The organism is Pigmentiphaga sp. CHJ604, from assembly GCF_036972535.1.
GTDB classification, from domain to species: Bacteria; Pseudomonadota; Gammaproteobacteria; order Burkholderiales; family Burkholderiaceae_B; genus Pigmentiphaga; species Pigmentiphaga daeguensis.
On sequence record NZ_CP136998.1, the window covers coordinates 4,602,550 to 4,619,242 of the forward strand.

Consider the following 16,693-nt stretch of genomic DNA (forward strand, 5'->3'; position numbering starts at 1 on the left):
GATTCATTTTTATTTAACTATATTAAATAAATGGCGATGAATTCCGCCATCCGCCGCGCCCCGAAGAAGCCCATCGACATTCCGCGCGGCCGCCCACGAGGAGGAGACAAGCATGAAGAAACGCTATCTGGCCGGCGGTATGCTCGCCGCCCTGGGAACGCTGCACGGCTGTGGCGGTTCCGACGATCCGGGGCCATCCGTTCAGGAACCCTCCGATCCGCCCCGCCTGGCCTGCGCCGAGATCACGGCGGCCGCGCTGGGGATCCCCCGCCTGGAACTGGACGCCCCCGAAACCGTCGCCGCGGCCGCCGCCGACAATCCCGCGCAGTCCGTTCCCGCCCACTGCCGCCTGAAAGGCCGGCTGAACCTGCGCAACAGCGACGTCGACGGCAAGACCTACGCCATCGGTTTCGAACTGCGCATGCCGGACACCTGGAACGGCCGCTTCTTCTTCCAGGGCGGAGGCGGCACGGATGGTGCCGTCAATCCGGCCCTGGGCGCGCTGACGGGGGCAGGCGCTTCCACCAACGCGCTGTCCATGGGATTCGCCGTCGCCAGCACCGACGGCGGCCATACCAGCGAAAGCGAACCCATCGTCGGCGGCTCGCTGTTCGGCCTCGACCCGCAGGCCCGCGTGGACTACGGCTATAACGCGGTCGGCACCGTCACCCCGACCGCGAAGGCCATCCTCAAGCGCTTCTACGGACGCGGCGCCGAGCACTCCTATTTCGTCGGCTGCTCGAACGGCGGCAGGCAGGCCATGGTGGCCGCCTCGCGCTTCGCCGACCAGTTCGACGGCATCGTCGCCGGCAACCCGGGCTTCAACCTGCCCCAGGCCGCCGTGCAGCACGCCTGGGACAACCAGGCCTTCGCCGCGGCCGCGCCGCGCACCGGCGAAGGCCGCCCCATCATCAGCCAGGCATTCTCGTTCCAGGACATGCAATTGGTGGCGGACCGGACGGTAGCCGCCTGCGACGCGCTGGACGGCGCGGCCGACGGCATGATCGACGATCCGGTGGCCTGCAAGGCCGTCTTCAAGCCCGAGACCCTGACCTGCGCCGGCGCCAAGACCGACGCCTGCCTCAGCGCGCCGCAGGTGGATGCGTTGAAGAAGGTATTCGGCGGCCCGAAGAACAGCAAGGGCGAGGCCTTGTACGCCGACTGGCCGTACGACGCCGGCGTGGCCACGATGGGCTGGCGTTTCTGGAAACTGGGCACGTCGACCACCGAAGTTCCCAATTCACTGATCGCGACCCTGGGCGGCGGCTCCCTGCCCTATGTGTTCACCACCCCGCCCACCCAGGTGCGCGGCACCGGCACGCAGGTCATCGACTACCTGTTGGGCTTCGACTTCGATACCGACGCGCCGAAGATCTTCGCGACCACCCCGGTCTACACCGAATCGCCGATGAGCTTCATGACGCCGCCCGATCCGACAAACCTGGGCACCCTGAAAGCCCGGGGCGGCAAGATGATCGTCTACCACGGCAACAGCGATCCGGTGTTCTCGGTGAACGACACCATCGCCTGGTACCAGGGCCTGCGCCGCGCGCACGCCGACGCCGCGGACTTCGCCCGCCTGTTCACGATACCGGGCATGAACCACTGCAGCGGCGGCCCGGCCACCGACAAATTCGACATGGTGGCGGCCATCGTGGACTGGGTCGAAAAGGGTGTCGCCCCGGCCTCGATCCCGGCCTCCGCCCGCGCCGGCTCCGACGCCCCCTGGCCCGGCCGCACCCGCCCCCTGTGCCCCTACCCCCAGCAGGCCCGCTACACCGGCAGCGGTTCGCTGGAAGACGCCAAGAACTTCCGCTGCGTCACGCCGGCCTCTTGAGCCATACCCGCCCCCCCCCCCAGGGAGCGCGGCAAAAAAAAGCCCCCACGCAAGTGGAGGCTTTCAGACCATGGGCACAGTGGATCCGGCTCCGCCGGTCCACCAGTGCCGCCCCCTGGGGGGCGCGCGTCAGCGCGTAGGGGGGAGGGTTTTACCCCATCAAGCCCGCTTAACTTTCTCGAGCATCTTGAAAATACCCTTCGGCGCCCCAACAAAAAGACGTTTGAAGGGCTTGCCCAGGCAACGGCGCTCAAGGGTGTTGCGGCGCGTGCGTTTCTTTTCCGCCATGTCGATCTCCAGTCATTGAATCCGGCTAACCCGCTATTCTAGCGGATTTTCTTGCATTTCCGTCAAGCCGTTCAATGCTGGACCGCGCCGCCGGCGACACCGCCGACGACTTCCGTCGTTTTCTGCTCGGCCTTGCCCAGAACCCGCCCCAGGGCCTTTTCGGTCTGGTGGGAAACGACCCGCCAGGTATGGCCGACTTCGGGAATGGTATGGACGGCGATGGTGCCGACCGTCAGGGCAAGCGCGATGGCGACCAGCACCGCCACGCGCAGGCTGCGCGGCGGAGGCGGGACGTCGCCGAGCGTGGGCGGCGGGATGTACATCCCGGCCTCGGCTCCCAACAGGTCCAGAGGTGAGGATTTGCGCTTGCTCATAAGCAATATCGTAACCCGGCCGCCCTTTTGCCGCCGTACCTTCCTGTTACCCAATCTTGTCAAACGTTGCGATTTTCGCAGCATCCGCTAAACGGCTACGATTGAAGAATCGCCGGCCTTCTTCCGGCACGTGAAACGAACGATGTCCTCCGCCCCCAACTCCCCCGATGCCCCCCAGGAAACCGCCGCCGAACCCGAGATCCGGGTGGTCGGCGCGCGCCAGAACAACCTGAAGAACCTGAGCCTGACCATCCCCACCAACGAACTCGTGGTGGTGACCGGTGTTTCCGGCTCGGGCAAGAGTTCGCTGGTCTTCGACACGCTGTACGCCGAAGGCCAGCGCCGCTACGTCGAGACCTTCTCGCCGTACGCGCGCCAGTTCCTGGATCGCATGGACAAGCCGCAGGTCGACCGCATCGAGGGCATCCCGCCGGCCATCGCGATCGACCAGACCAATCCGGTGCGCACGTCGCGCAGCACGGTCGGCACCATGACCGAGCTGAACGACCACCTGAAGCTGCTGTACGCGCGGGCCGGCCGGCTGTTCTGCCGCCAGTGCGCACGGCCGGTGCAAAAGGACACGCCCGATTCCATCCACGCGTCGCTGGCCCGCCGCTCGGCCGAAGCCGGCGACCCGCGTCTGGTCGTGACCTTCCCGGTCCAGGTGCCGGCCAACTACAGCGAGGACGAGATCCGCGGCTTCCTGGAACGCCAGGGCTACACGCGGGTGCACGCCAAGCGCAAGGTCGGCACCGGCAAGAACGCGGTGCAACTGCTGGACGTGGTCCAGGACCGGTTCCGTTTCGGCAATGCCGAGCGGGCGCGGGTGATGGAGGCGCTGGACGCCGGCCTGCGGCTGGGAGCCGGCCGGGTGGACGTGCGCGTGGTGGACGAGGAAGGCCAGGAAACCGCGCTGTGGAAGTTCAGCGACGAAATCCATTGCGCCGACTGCGACATCGCCTATTCCACCCCGACCCCCAGCTCGTTCTCGTTCAATTCGCCGCTGGGTGCCTGCGAGGCCTGCCGCGGCTTCGGCCGGGTGATAGGCGTGGACTACGGCCTGATCATCCCCGACGAGAGCAAGACCCTGCGCGGGGGCGCCATCCGCCCCTGGCAGACCGCCAGCTACAAGGAATGCCAGGACGACCTGGTGAAATACGCCGCCCGCGCAGGCATCCCCCTGGACGTACCCTGGCGCAAGCTGACCGAGGCCCAGCGGGAGTGGGTGCTGCAGGGCACGCCCGACTGGAAGGGCGGCAACGACGCCTGGAAACACCAGTGGTACGGCGTGAAGCGCTTCTTCGACTGGCTGGAGACCAAGGCCTACAAGATGCACATCCGCGTGCTGCTGTCGAAGTATCGCGCGTACACGCCGTGCACGGCCTGCAACGGCGCCCGCCTCAAGCCCGACTCGCTGCTGTGGCGGGTGGGCACCAAGGCCGAGGCCGACCAGGTGCTGCCCGAGTCCGACGGGCGCTATACCCGCTTCCGGCCGGTGAACGTGTCCTGGAGCAACGCCACCCTGGCGGCCCTGCCGGGACTGTCCATCCATGACCTGATGCTGCTGCCCATCGAGCGGGTGCGCGCCTTCTGCGACGCCCTGCACTTCGAGGGCGTGATGGATGCGGCCACCGAACTGCTGCTGCAGGAAGTGCGCGCGCGGCTGAAGTTCCTGTGCGACGTGGGCCTGGGCTACCTGACGCTGGACCGCCAGAGCCGCACCCTGTCGGGCGGCGAAGTGCAGCGGATCAACCTGACCACCGCGCTGGGAACGTCCCTGGTCAACACCCTGTTCGTGCTGGACGAGCCGTCCATCGGCCTGCATCCGCGCGACATGAACCGCATCGTCGAGGTCATGCACCGGCTGCGCGACGCGGGCAACTCGCTGGTGGTGGTGGAACACGATCCGCAGGTCATGCTGGCGGCCGACCGCGTCATCGACATCGGCCCGGGGCCGGGCGAGCGCGGCGGCAACATCGTCTTCAACGGTTCGCCGGCGCAATTGCGCAAGGCGCAGACGCTGACCGGCGACTACCTGTCGGGCCGCCGCCACGTGGCGGCCCCGCGTCCCATGCCGGTCAACGCCAACACGCCCCGGCTGATCGTCGAGGGCGCGCGCGAACACAACCTGAAGAACGTGACGGTGGAGTTCCCGCTGGGGCGCCTGGTGTGCGTGACGGGCGTGTCGGGATCGGGCAAGTCGACGCTGATCCAGGACGTGCTCTACCCCGCCCTGCTCAAGCTCAAGGGCAAGCCCACCGAGGCCGCCGGCGCGCACGACCGCATCCTGGGCGACGACTGGATCACCGAGGTGGTCATGGTCGACCAGTCCCCCATCGGCAAGACGGCCCGCTCCAACCCGGCCAGCTACGTGGGCGCGTTCGACGGCGTGCGCAAGCTGTTCGCGCAGGCGCGGCTGTCCAAGGAGCGCGACTACACGGCCGGCATGTTCAGCTTCAACGCCGGCGACGGCCGCTGCCCGACCTGCGGCGGCACCGGCTTCGAGCACGTCGAGATGCAGTTCCTGTCCGACGTGTACCTGCGCTGCCCCGACTGCGACGGCACCCGTTTCCGGCCCGAGATCCGCGAGGTCACCATCGAGCGCAAGGGCCGGGCGGCCTCGATCTCCGACGTGCTGGAAATGACCGTGACCGAGGCCCTGGACTTCTTCGAGGGCGAGCGCGACATCCAGTACGGCCTGGCGCCGCTGGCCGACGTGGGCCTGGAATACGTGCGCCTGGGCCAGCCGGTGCCGACCCTGTCGGGCGGCGAGGCCCAGCGCCTGAAGCTGGCCGGCCACCTGGCCGAGGCGGCGCGCTCGGGCATTTCCACCATCGGCGCCAAGCTGTCGAAGAAAGGCAGCCTGTTCCTGTTCGACGAGCCCACGACCGGCCTGCACTTCGACGACATCTCGCGCCTGATGGGCGCCTTCCGCAAGCTGCTGGCGGCCGGCCACACGCTGGTCGTGATCGAACACAACCTGGACGTGATCCGGGCCTCGGACTGGCTGATCGACCTGGGTCCGGAAGGCGGCGACGCCGGCGGGGAAATCCTGGCCACCGGCACGCCGCAGGCCATCATGGACCACCCGGCCTCCCACACCGGCCGCGCGCTGCGGGAATACGAAGCCGAGATCGGCAGCCTGGCCGACGCCCAGGCCGCGGCCGCCGCGCCGGCAACCGCCGTGGCCGAGCGCTTCGAACCCTATGTGGTGGCGCGCAACGACGAGCCCGCGGGCGTGCCGCTGCAGAACCTGCTGTCCCGCCGCCGCCACGCCGCGCGCGCGATCGAGATCAAGAATGCCCGCGAGCACAACCTGAAAAACGTCGACGTCGAGATCCCGCGCAACACCTTCACGGTCATCACCGGCGTGTCGGGCTCGGGCAAGTCGACGCTGGCCTTCGACATCCTGTTCAACGAGGGGCAGCGCCGCTACCTGGAATCGCTGAACGCGTACGCGCGCTCCATCGTCCAGCCGGCGGGCAAGCCGGACGTGGACGCCATCTTCGGCATCCCGCCCACCGTGGCGATCGAGCAGCGCACCAGCCGCGGCGGCCGCAAGTCGACCGTGGCCACGATGACCGAGACCCATCACTTCATGCGCCTGCTGTACATGAAGCTGGGCACCCAGTACTGCCCCAATTGCGACATCCCGGTCGAGCCCCAGACCTTCGACCTGATCGTCAGCCGCATCATGCGCGAGCTCAAGGGCCAGCACATAGGCGTGCTGGCGCCGCTGGTCAGCGCGCGCAAGGGCTATTACACCGACCTGGCCAAGTGGGCGTCGAACAAGGGCTACACCCACCTGCGCGTGGACGGCGCCTTCATCCCGACCGCGAAGTGGCCCCGGCTGGACCGCTTCAAGGAACACGACATCGACCTGCCGGTGGCCGACCTGGTGGTCGATCCGGCCAACGAGGCCGCGCTGCGGGCCGCCGTGCACGAGGCGCTGGAACACGGCCATGGCGTGATGAGCGTGGCCTGGCCACTGCAGAAGCTGCGCGTGGAGATGGCCAGCGGCGTCGAGGCGCCGGCGCCCGATCTGGAACAACGCGTGTTCTCGGTCAAGCGCGCCTGCCCCTCGTGCGGCCTGAGCTTCCCCGAGCCCGATCCGCGCATGTTCTCGTACAACTCCAAGCACGGCTGGTGCCCGTCCTGCTTCGGCACCGGCGTCAAGCTGCAGGGCTTCGACGCCGAGCAGACCGGCGAGGAAACCGCCTGGAACGCCTGGTACGAAGGCGAGGCCCAGCCCTGCGGCGATTGCCACGGGCAGCGCCTGAACCGCAACGCGCTGGCGGTGCGCTGGCGCGATCGCTCCATCGCGCAATTGTCGTCGCTGGCCGTGCGCGATGCCGGCGCCTTCTTCCGCGACCTGGAAACCTCGGGCCGCGAGGCCGACATCGCGCGGGACATCCTGGCCGAGCTGCGCAGCCGGCTGGAGTTCCTGGAAGAAGTCGGCCTGGGCTACCTGGCGCTGGACCGCGCCGCGCCCACGCTGTCCGGCGGCGAGGCCCAGCGCATCCGCCTGGCCGCGCAGCTGGGCTCCAACCTGCAGGGCGTGTGCTACGTGCTGGACGAACCGACCATCGGCCTGCACCCGCGCGACAACCGCATCCTGCTGAACGCGCTGTCGCGGCTGGAAGGCAAGGGCAACACGCTGGTGGTGGTCGAGCACGACGAGGACACCATCCGGCGCGCCGCCCACGTGATCGACATCGGCCCGGGCGCCGGGGTGCGGGGCGGCACCGTGGTCGCCCAGGGCCGGGTGCAGGACATCATCGCCAATCCCGCATCGCTAACGGGCAAGTACCTGGCCCATCCCCTGCAGCATCCGCTCCAGCCCCGGCGCCCGGTGGGCGACGACACGCCGCGCATCGCGGTGCGCAAGGCGCGCCTGCACAACCTGCGCGACGTCGACGCCAGCTTCCCCGTCGGCCGGCTGACCGTCGTGACCGGCGTGTCGGGCTCGGGCAAGTCGACGCTGGCGCGCGACGTGCTGCTGGACAACCTGCAACGCCGCGTGGGCAAGGACGCCGCCGGGCAGAGCGGCTGGACCGGCTGCGCCGGCATCGATGGCTGGAAAGGCATCGACCGCGTGCTGGAGGTCGACCAGACCCCCATCGGCAAGACGCCGCGCTCCTGCCCCGCCACCTACGTGGGCTTCTGGGACACCATCCGCAAGCAGTTCGCCGACACGATGGAGGCGCGCATGCGCGGCTGGACCGCCGGGCGCTTCAGCTTCAACACCGGCGAGGGACGTTGCCCGGTCTGCGAAGGCCAGGGCATGCGCACCATCGAGATGAACTTCCTGCCGGACGTGAAAGTGCCCTGCGACGCCTGCAACGGCGCGCGCTTCAACCGCGAGACCCTGGCCGTGCACCTGCGCGGCAAGAGCGTGGGCGAGGTGCTGGCGATGGAAATCGACGATGCCGTCGAATACTTCGCCGCCCATCCGTCCATCCTGAACCCGCTGCAACTGCTGCAGAGCGTGGGGCTGGGCTACCTGACGCTGGGCCAGCCCTCGCCCACGCTGTCGGGCGGCGAGGCGCAGCGCATCAAGCTGGTGACCGAGCTGGCCAAGGCCAGGCTGGACGAAGGCACGATGCGCACCGGCCGCGCCTACAAGGCGCCGCACACGCTGTACGTGCTGGACGAACCCACCGTGGGCCTGTCCATGGCGGACGTGGAAAAGCTGATACGCGTGCTGCACCGGCTGGTGGACGCCGGCAACACGGTGGTGGTGATCGAGCACAATCTCGACGTCATCGCCGAGGCCGACTGGCTGCTGGACATGGGTCCCGAGGGCGGCAACGAGGGCGGCCAGGTGGTCGTACAGGGCACACCCGAACACGTCATGGCGCAGCGCGCGCGCTCGCATACCGGCCGGGTGCTGGCCGAGTTCATGGTGCCGCAGGAAGCGGCCGCCAAGGCGTCCTGAGCATGCGGCCGCAGTTGATCGAAACCATCCGGGTCGAGGACGACGGCCGCATGCCGCTGCTGCCCTGGCACCTGGAGCGGCTCGGCGCCTCGTGCTCCGAACTGGCCTACCACTGGTCGGTGGACGCGGTGCAGCGGGCCATCGCCCGGGCCGCCGCCGGGCTGCCCGAAGGCGTCGGGCATCGCATGCGCGTGCTGGTCGCGGACAACGGCAGCGTCGAGGTCGAGACCTCGGCGCTGCCGCCGCTGCCGCCCCGCCCCCGCGTGGCGCTTGCCCCCGAACGCCTGGACTCGGGCACGGCGCTCCTGCGCCACAAGACCACGTGGCGGCCCTGGTACGAAAGCGCGGCGGCCTGGCTGGCCGGCCACCCCGACCACTTCGACCTGCTGTACCTGAATGAACGCGACGAGCTGTGCGAAGGCAGCCGCACCAACGTCCATCTGCTGCTGGACGGCCGCTGGGTCACGCCGCCGGTATCCTGCGGCCTCTTGCCCGGCGTGCAGCGCGCCGCGCTGCTGGACGAGGAAAAGGTGGAAGAAGCCGTGGTGACGCGCGCCGACCTGGGCCGGGCGCAGGGGCTGCGGCTGTCCAACGCCCTGCGCGGCTGGTTCGACGTGATCCTGGATTAGCGCGCCGCCGGAAACACCACCCGCAGCACCTCATGCGCCGCCGCCAGCCCCATGGCGGCGGTCACGGTGACCGCCGAGCCGTAGCCCGCGCAGGACAGGCCCTGCGGCGCCCCGGCCGGCGCGTCCACGTCCTGGGACCAGGCCGCCGGAAGCCGCGCGGGCTGGTCCACCCACAGGGAACGCACCTTCATCTTCGGCACCCGGCGCGCCGGTTTGCCCGCGGCGGTCGATGCCTTGGGATAGCCGTGCTGGCGCCGGAGCTGGTTGCGGATCTTGGCCAGCAGCGCGTCGTTGACCGCTTCCGACAGGTCGCCCGCGCGCAGCGCCAGGGGATCCGTCTTGCCGCCCGCCCCGCCGCACACCACCAGCGGCGCGCCGCTGCGCCGGACATGCAGGATCATGGCGATCTTGGCCGACACCTGGTCAGTGCAATCCAGCACCACGCTGGCCTCGTCCGCCAGCAGCCGCGCGACATTGCCGGGATCGAGGAAATCGTCGACCAGGTTCAGCACGCACTGCGGGGAGATGTCGCGGATGCGGTCGGCCATGGCCTCGACCTTGGACTGCCCCAGCGTGCGGCCCAGGGCATGGACCTGGCGGTTGATGTTGGATTCGGCGATGTGGTCCAGGTCGATCAGCGTCAGCGTGCCGATACCGCTGCGGGCCAGCGCCTCGGCCGCCCACGATCCCACCCCGCCCAGCCCCACCACGGTGGCGCGCGCGGCGCGCAGCGCGTCCAGGGCGCCCGCCCCGTACAGGCGGTCCAGCCCGCCGAAGCGGCGCTCGCTGTCGATGTCGCAGCTCATGACGGAAACTCCGGAAGGGGAAGGCGAGAAGGCATGGGAACGGCGCGCGCGGCCGGAACGAAGACGGCTCCGATGTTAGCAGCCCGCCGGACCGCCCTCTTCGCGGGCCCCGGGGGTTAGAATGGACCCACCACAAGAAACCGCCGCGAGACCACGGCGACATTTTTCCCGCCCCCTCCCATCTTGCCTGCACCCACGCCGCGCCAGGACGCCCCCGCCCCCGAGCCGCACGCCGCGCCGCTCGACGACCGCGGTGTCGCCGTCTTCTGCACGCTGGCGATCCTGAGCCACATGGCGCTGACCGGCGGCCGGGTGACAGTCTCGCTGGGCGCGCTGGCGCAGGGCGCCTCCAGTTTCACCGTGGGCGTGCTGATGGCGCTGTTCGCGCTGGTCCCCATGCTGTTGTCGGTCCACACCGGCCGCTGGGTCGACCACATCGGCGCGCGGCGCCCGCTGCGCATGGGCGTGGGCCTGCTGATCGCGGGCAGTCTGCTGCCCTTCCTCCTGCCCCGCACGCAGGTGCTGTTCCTGTCCAGCTGCCTGACCGGCATAGGCTGCATGGTGTGCCAGATCGCGGTGCAGAACGTCATGGGCATCCATGCCACGCCCGACCGGCGCATCCTGAATTTCTCGCGCCTGTCCCTGTCGCTGTCGATTTCCGGCTTCGGCGGCCCGCTGGTGGCCGGCCTGTCCATCGACCACCTGGGCGTGCGCTGGGCCTTCGGCGTGCTGCTGCTGTGCCAGCTGGGCGCGCTGGGATTGCTGCTGCGGCAGCAGCACCGGCTGCCGCGCGCCGCCGGCAACACCCGGCCGGCCTCGCGCGAACAGGTCAGCGACCTGCTGGCCAGTCCCACGCTGCGCCGCGTGTTGATCGCCACGGCCCTGTTGTCGGGCGCCTGGGACCTGAACTCCTTCATGGTGCCGATCTTCGGCGCCTCGATCGGCCTGTCGGCCACGACCATAGGCGTCATCCTGTCCGCCTTCGCCGTGGCCACCTTCGTCATCCGCATGCTGCTGCCGTGGATACAGCGGCGCATGGCGCCCTGGACCCTGCTGCGCACCGCCATGTTCACCGCCAGCGCGGTCTACGTGCTGTACCCGTTCTTCCGCGACGTTCCCATCCTGATCATGCTGGCCTTCCTGCTGGGCCTGGCGCTGGGCAGCGGCCAGCCCAGCCTGCTGGCGCTGCTGCACACGCATGCGCCGCCCGGCCGCGCCGCCGAGGCGCTGGGGCTGCGCATGGCGACCATCAACGGCGGCCAGTTCGTGCTGCCGCTGGCCTTCGGCAGCCTGAGCGCGCTGGCCGGCCTGGGACTGCCCTTCTGGACCGTCGCCGCCTGCCTGCTGGCGGGCGGCATCTTCAACCGCTCGCCCAAGCGCCCCGTGGCCACGCGGCGCGGCCCGGCCAACTGAGGCGCCAGGCCCGCGCCTAGGCCTGCTGGGACCGTTGCACCATGCGCAGGGCACGCTGCCGCAGTTCGCGCGCCGCCGGCTCGATCCTGGGATCGACCATGCGGCCGCCGGTCTTCACCACGCGGCCGTCGACGATGACCGTATCGATATCGGCGGGCGTCGCCTGCAGCACCAGGGTGCCGACCGGATCCAGCATGGGGGCGGTCGCGACGCTGTCGCTGCGGATCAGCAGCAGGTCGGCCCGCTTGCCCGGGGTGATGGAGCCCGTCACGTCGCCCAGCCCCAGCGCCTTTGCGCCATCGGCCGTCGCCAGGCCCAGCATGTCGCGCGCCGACACCGCCTTGGCGGCCGGCGCCTTGCCCGTCTCGGCGAAGGACTGCGCGTTCAGGCGCGCGATCTCGGCGGCCAGGGCGGTGCGCATCTGCGTCATCATGCCGCCGCCGAAGGCCGACGGGATGTCCGTTCCCAGGCTGACGGGCATGCGGCCACGCGCGGCCTTCCAGATTGCCGGATGCCCGTGGCCGCAGTGCAGTTCTGCCTCGGGGGTGCTGACCAGGCAGGCGCCCTGGTCCGCCGCCAGCCTGAACTCGCCGGCATCCAGGTCGTTGGCGTGCACCAGTTGCAGCCTGCCGTCCAGGAGGCCTTGCTGCGCCAGCGTGGCGATCAGCCCCTTCTTGCGCTGCGCGTAGATGGGCGCCGCGCAATGGAAGGACGTCAGTACCTGCAGGTCGCGCAGCATGCGCATGTCGGCGAAGGCGGGCTCCAGCGGCATGAAGTCGGGCCCGGGCAGGCAGGCTCCCAGCATCACGCGCCCCTGGTCGGACGACAGCCGCCCCACGCGCAGCGAACGGGCGTGCTCCAGCATGCGGCGCAGCGGCGCGTCCGAGCCCTGCGGCGTACGGGCGGCGATGGTGTAGGCGAAGATGGCCCGCACGCCGGAATCCAGCAGGCCGTCCACCGCCGCTTCCGCATGCTCGGGCGTCATGGCCTCGCGGTTCCAGTCCATCAACGTGGTGGTGCCCAGCGACATCTGCTCCAGCGCGCCCACGTACTCCGCCAGCCGCACGTCGTCCGGGCTCATGCGGTTGGAATACTTGAGCACCAGCGTGCTGTAGTAGTCCGCGAAGGTATGTTCCGTGGATACGCCGCGCTGCATGGTCTGGGCAAGGTGGATATGGCCGTTCACGAATCCGGGCGACACGATCATGCCGGTGCCGTCGATGACCGCGGCGCCCGACGGCGCGGACAGGTTGCGGCCGACCTCGGCGATGCGGCCATCCACGACCAGGACGTCGGCCATCGGCATGTCGCCCAGGCGGGCGTCCATGGAAACCACATACCCGCCGCGCACCAGGAAATCGCGCCGGGCGGGGCGATCCGCCGCAGGGGCGGCTGCCGCCCAGGCCGGCCAGACGGTGGCCGCGCCGGCGGCGGCCTTCATGAAGCTCCTGCGTTCCATCTCCTCTCCTTTTTTTGTCTATAAGAATGATTTGCAATCGATAGCATTTATAATGCTATCGATTGCAAATGGACATCCTATCGTTTCCACCAGCCCGCCGCCGGGCCGGCGCGGGCGGCCCTAAAATGAAGGCGTCTGCCGCCTTTTCGAACACCGCGTGTCCCCCGAGACGTTTCCCCCCGAATACCACCCGTTGCTGCTTACCGAAGCCCAGCGCCAGGCTTCCATGGACGCGGCCCTGAGCGCCTGGCGCCCGGGCGACGACGTCTGGCTGTACGCCTATGGCTCGCTCATCTGGAACGCCGGCTTCCCCCTGCAGGAACGGCGCCAGGCGGTCGTGCGCGGCTACCACCGTTCGCTGTGCCTGTGGTCGCGCATCAACCGGGGAACGGTGTCCGCGCCGGGCCTGGTATTCGGCCTGAACCGGGGCGGCAGTTGCCGGGGCTTCGTGCTGCGCATCGCCGCCGCCGACGTCCGGCCCGTCTTCGCGGTCTTGTGGGAACGCGAGATGATGATGGGTTCCTACCTGCCCCGCTGGCTGCGTTGCGAGACCGCCCAGGGGCCCGTCGACGCGCTGGCCTTCGTGATCGACCGGCGCGGCACGGGCTATGCCGGCGGCCTGCAGGAAACGGAGCTGCTGGCTGCCATCCGCCGGGGCCACGGGCGCTACGGCGCCTGCGTGGACTACGTGCTGGACACCGCGCGGGCGCTGCGCACCCACGGGATACGCGATCGCGCGCTGGAACGCCTGGCGCGCCGCCTGGCCGCCACGGGCGAGGACGGCGGCGGCGACCCGGTATAGTGAGGGCTGTAGTCTTTTCTTTCCGCCGACCATGTCCATCGCCGACATCCGCCAGAACTACCAGCAGGGCGCCTTGCTGGAAGCCGACGCTCCCGCCTCGCCGTTCGAATTGTTCGGAGCCTGGTTCGGCCGCGCCGTCACCGACCAGTTGCCCGACCCCAATGCCATGACGCTGGCCACCGTGGACGAACGCGGCCGCCCGGCCGCGCGCACCGTGCTGCTCAAGGGCTACGACGAACGCGGCTTCGTGTTCTATACCAACTACCAGTCGCGCAAGGGCCGGGACCTGGCCCACCTGCCCTATGCCAGCCTGCTGTTCTTCTGGCCCGTCCACGAACGGCAGATCCGTATCGAGGGCCGGGTGGAACGGACCTCGGACCAGGAGTCGGACACCTATTTCCACAGCCGGCCGCTGGCCTCGCGCATCGGCGCCTGGGCCTCGGACCAGAGCACCGAAATCCCCGACCGCGACGTGCTGCGCGCGCGGGAGACGCAATTGCGGGCCGAGCTGGGCGAGCATCCTCCGCGCCCCGCCCATTGGGGCGGATACCGCGTGGTGCCGGACTCCATCGAGTTCTGGCAGGGCCGGCCGTCGCGCCTGCACGACCGGCTGGTCTATCGTCCCCTGGCCGCAGGGGGCTGGCGCATCGTGCGCCTGGCGCCTTGATCGCCGCATGACCCCGCAGGACCAGTCTCCCGGTCCGGACGAGGCGGCGGACGACGAGAACGGCGCACAGCGCTCGTTCTTCGACGACGCGCCCGCCAGGCCGCCCGCCAAGGCCAGGGGCCGGGCCAGGACGATTCCCGCCGCCGAGCATCCCGACGCGCTGCGCCAGCTCGGCGCCGCGATGCCCGCACAGTTGCACCTGGGAACCTCGTCCTGGGCCTTCGCCGGCTGGAATGGCATCGTCTACGGCGCCAAGGCCAGCGAATCGCTGCTGTCGCGCGAAGGCCTGCCGGCCTACTCGTCCCATCCGCTGCTCAATAGCGTCAGCCTGGACCGCACCTTCTACGCGCCGCTGACCGCCGAACAGTACGCCCACTACGCGAACCAGGTGCCCACGGGTTTTCGCTTCGTCGTCAAGGCGCCCAACCTGGTGACCGACGTCGTCCTGCGCGACGATCGCGGCGCGCCGGCCGGCCCCAATCCCAGCTTCCTGGACCCGGTGCTGGCCACCGACCATTTCGTGACGCCCTGCCTGGAGGGCCTGGGCACGAAGGCGGGTCCGCTGGTGTTCCAGTTCTCGCCGCTGCCCCCCGAGATCCTGGGCGATCCCGCCGGCTGGGTCGCCCGCCTGTCGGCGTTCCTGGCCGCGCTGCCTGCGCTGCCCGCCTCGCAGGGCCACGAACGCCCGTTCTACGCGGTGGAGTTCCGCGACCCGCAGGCGGTCACGCCGCGCATGATGAAGATGCTGGCGGAGCGCGGCGTGCGCTACTGCGTCGCCATCCATGCGCGGATGCCGTCGGCGGCGCGCCAGATGCAGGCCGTGGCGGCGACCGGCCCCGGCCCGCTGGTGGTGCGCTGGAGCCTGCTGGCGGGCCAGCGCTACGAAGCGGCCAAGGCGCGCTTCTCGCCCTTCGACAAGATCCAGGTCCAGGATCCCGAAACGCGGCGGGTCCTGGCCGAAGCCGCGCTGGCCGCCCACGCCGCGGGCCAGCCGGCCTGGATCGTGGCCAACAACAAGGCCGAGGGCAGCGCGCCCCTGACGCTCGAGCTGCTGGCAAGGGAAATCGCGACACGCTCCGCGCCGCCCGGATAGAATGAGGGATTACAGCAACATCAGCCACGCAACCCGCGACCTGGGTGCGTCAGCCCTCCCCCCTGGATGCCCGCAGCTCTTCCGGACTTCGACTCCACCGCCTTCCGCTCCGCCCTGGGCCGCTTCGCCACCGGTGTGACGGTCGTCACCGCCATGGGCCCCGACGGCCATCCTGTCGGCCTGACGGTCAGTTCATTCAATTCGGTGTCGCTATCGCCGCCGCTGGTGCTGTGGAGCCTGTCGCTCACCTCCGGATCCCTGCAGGCGCTCGAAGCGGCCAGCCATTACGCGGTGAACGTGCTGGCGGCCGACCAGATCGACGTCGCCCGGCGCTTCGCCACGCGCGGCCATGCCGCCGACCGCTACGCGCACGTCACCTGGCGGCCCGGCAGGCATGGCGCCCCGCTGATAGACGGTTGCACGGCGTGGTTCGAATGCTATAACCGCAGCAGGTACCGCGAAGGCGATCACTGCATCTTCGTCGGCGAAGTCGAGCATTGCGGTCACACCGATGCCATGCCGCTGGTGTTCCATGCCGGAGGCTTCGACCTGACGCCGCAGCGCACGCGCAAGACTCCTTGACCCCATGACCGCCAGGCTTTCCATGCATCGTCGCACCGTCCTCGCCCTGCTCTGCGCCCTGTCCCTGACCGCCTGCAACGGCTATTTCGGCTCGTCCGACGATGACAGCGGCGGCGGCGGTGGAGGCGGCGGGGGCAACAGCGACGCCCAGGGCATCTGGACCGGCAACCTCACCAGCGACACCTTGTCGCTGAGCATGCTGGTCACGCCCAGCAACGAACTGTGGGCCATGTCCTGGAGCGAGGGCTTCAGCCAGGTGCGGCGCATGACCCGCGGCACCGGGTCCCTGAACGGCAAGGCCTTCACCGGCACGGGCAAGACCTTCGGCACCGGCGACACCACGGTCGAGACGGCCAACCTGACCGGGACGGTCACCAGCGCGTCCAGCTTCGACGGCAACCTGGGCCAGAACGTGACCTTCACGTCCAGCTTCAACAGCCAGTACAACGATGCCTTCGACCTGGCCAACTACGCCGGAACGTGGACGGGCCGCGACAGCACCAGTTCCGCCGTCACGATCACCGTGCAGTCCAATGGCGATTTCTCGGCCCGCTCGTCCATCAGCGGCCGGCCGGACACCTGCAACATCAACGGCGCGCTGGCCAGGGCTTCCTCGGGCAAGAACTACGCGACCACGACCTTCTCGTTCGGCAGCGCCACGAACTGCCTGAGCCAGCACGCGGGCGCCAGCATGCAGGGCGTGGCGATACGGTTGACGGAAAAGGACAAGCAGCCGCTGCTGCTGATCATGGCGACCAACAGCGGCCAGTCGGCGGGCTGGTTCGCCTACGCGCGCAAGCAGTAG

Annotated in this window: 12 protein-coding genes and 1 pseudogene; 9 read left to right on the plus strand and 4 right to left on the minus strand. The window is 69.6% G+C overall.

The window, feature by feature from the left end; all coding sequences use genetic code 11:
- Positions 1 to 112: 112 nt before the first annotated feature.
- Entirely contained in the window at positions 113 to 1,837 is a 1,725-nt protein-coding gene (locus R4823_RS22155; protein WP_338616108.1) for a tannase/feruloyl esterase family alpha/beta hydrolase, read from the plus strand.
- Between the two features lie 159 nt (positions 1,838 to 1,996).
- Here the strand turns inward: R4823_RS22155 and R4823_RS22160 are convergent, their stop codons facing one another.
- Positions 1,997 to 2,125, minus strand: a complete 129-nt coding sequence (locus tag R4823_RS22160) for a hypothetical protein (protein ID WP_254914568.1) — start codon at positions 2,123 to 2,125, stop codon at positions 1,997 to 1,999.
- Between the two features lie 71 nt (positions 2,126 to 2,196).
- Positions 2,197 to 2,499, minus strand: coding sequence for a hypothetical protein (locus R4823_RS22165; protein ID WP_087837921.1), 303 nt, complete (start codon positions 2,497 to 2,499; stop codon positions 2,197 to 2,199).
- A 142-nt stretch (positions 2,500 to 2,641) separates the two neighbouring features.
- Here R4823_RS22165 and uvrA point away from each other — a divergent pair, with 142 nt between their 5' ends.
- Entirely contained in the window at positions 2,642 to 8,437 is a 5,796-nt protein-coding gene (gene uvrA / locus R4823_RS22170; RefSeq protein WP_338616109.1) for an excinuclease ABC subunit UvrA, read from the plus strand.
- Positions 8,438 to 8,439: 2 nt separating this feature from the next.
- Positions 8,440 to 9,066: an aminotransferase class IV gene (locus R4823_RS22175; protein ID WP_087837923.1), complete on the plus strand. Its 627-nt coding sequence runs from the start codon at positions 8,440 to 8,442 to the stop codon at positions 9,064 to 9,066.
- On the opposite strand, the gene R4823_RS22180 is transcribed toward R4823_RS22175, so the two are convergent.
- Positions 9,063 to 9,872, minus strand: coding sequence for a tRNA threonylcarbamoyladenosine dehydratase (locus R4823_RS22180; RefSeq protein WP_087837924.1), 810 nt, complete (start codon positions 9,870 to 9,872; stop codon positions 9,063 to 9,065). The genes R4823_RS22175 and R4823_RS22180 overlap by 4 nt on opposite strands.
- A gap of 183 nt (positions 9,873 to 10,055) precedes the next feature.
- On the opposite strand from R4823_RS22180, the gene R4823_RS22185 reads away from it, so the two are divergent.
- Positions 10,056 to 11,285 (plus strand): MFS transporter, encoded by a 1,230-nt coding sequence (locus tag R4823_RS22185; protein WP_243724524.1) that lies wholly within the window; start codon positions 10,056 to 10,058, stop codon positions 11,283 to 11,285.
- 16 nt (positions 11,286 to 11,301) lie between these two features.
- Here R4823_RS22185 and R4823_RS22190 read toward each other — a convergent pair whose 3' ends face one another.
- Entirely contained in the window at positions 11,302 to 12,744 is a 1,443-nt protein-coding gene (locus R4823_RS22190; protein ID WP_087837925.1) for an amidohydrolase family protein, read from the minus strand.
- A gap of 157 nt (positions 12,745 to 12,901) precedes the next feature.
- Here R4823_RS22190 and R4823_RS22195 point away from each other — a divergent pair, with 157 nt between their 5' ends.
- The 5 genes and pseudogenes from R4823_RS22195 to R4823_RS22215 all read left to right on the plus strand — a co-directional run bounded on the left by R4823_RS22195 (position 12,902) and on the right by R4823_RS22215 (position 16,693).
- Positions 12,902 to 13,546, plus strand: a complete 645-nt coding sequence (locus tag R4823_RS22195) for a gamma-glutamylcyclotransferase (RefSeq protein ID WP_243724523.1) — start codon at positions 12,902 to 12,904, stop codon at positions 13,544 to 13,546.
- 31 nt (positions 13,547 to 13,577) lie between these two features.
- Entirely contained in the window at positions 13,578 to 14,213 is a 636-nt protein-coding gene (gene pdxH / locus R4823_RS22200; RefSeq protein WP_087837926.1) for a pyridoxamine 5'-phosphate oxidase, read from the plus strand.
- Between the two features lie 181 nt (positions 14,214 to 14,394).
- Positions 14,395 to 15,306, plus strand: a pseudogene (locus R4823_RS22205) (DUF72 domain-containing protein); the annotation flags it as partial.
- A gap of 66 nt (positions 15,307 to 15,372) precedes the next feature.
- On the plus strand, positions 15,373 to 15,888 hold the full coding sequence (locus tag R4823_RS22210; protein WP_087837928.1) for a flavin reductase family protein: 516 nt from the start codon (positions 15,373 to 15,375) through the stop codon (positions 15,886 to 15,888).
- A gap of 22 nt (positions 15,889 to 15,910) precedes the next feature.
- Complete coding sequence (locus R4823_RS22215) at positions 15,911 to 16,693, plus strand: hypothetical protein (RefSeq protein WP_087837929.1); 783 nt, start codon at positions 15,911 to 15,913, stop codon at positions 16,691 to 16,693.

Coding starts and splice junctions, on each gene's coding strand:
- R4823_RS22155 (WP_338616108.1), top strand. CDS start 113: ATGAAGAAACGCTATCTGGCCGGCGGTATGCTCGCCGCCCTGGGAACG.
- R4823_RS22160 (WP_254914568.1), bottom strand. CDS start 2,125: ATGGCGGAAAAGAAACGCACGCGCCGCAACACCCTTGAGCGCCGTTGC.
- R4823_RS22165 (WP_087837921.1), bottom strand. CDS start 2,499: ATGAGCAAGCGCAAATCCTCACCTCTGGACCTGTTGGGAGCCGAGGCC.
- uvrA (WP_338616109.1), top strand. CDS start 2,642: ATGTCCTCCGCCCCCAACTCCCCCGATGCCCCCCAGGAAACCGCCGCC.
- R4823_RS22175 (WP_087837923.1), top strand. CDS start 8,440: ATGCGGCCGCAGTTGATCGAAACCATCCGGGTCGAGGACGACGGCCGC.
- R4823_RS22180 (WP_087837924.1), bottom strand. CDS start 9,872: ATGAGCTGCGACATCGACAGCGAGCGCCGCTTCGGCGGGCTGGACCGC.
- R4823_RS22190 (WP_087837925.1), bottom strand. CDS start 12,744: ATGGAACGCAGGAGCTTCATGAAGGCCGCCGCCGGCGCGGCCACCGTC.
- pdxH (WP_087837926.1), top strand. CDS start 13,578: ATGTCCATCGCCGACATCCGCCAGAACTACCAGCAGGGCGCCTTGCTG.
- R4823_RS22210 (WP_087837928.1), top strand. CDS start 15,373: ATGCCCGCAGCTCTTCCGGACTTCGACTCCACCGCCTTCCGCTCCGCC.
- R4823_RS22215 (WP_087837929.1), top strand. CDS start 15,911: ATGCATCGTCGCACCGTCCTCGCCCTGCTCTGCGCCCTGTCCCTGACC.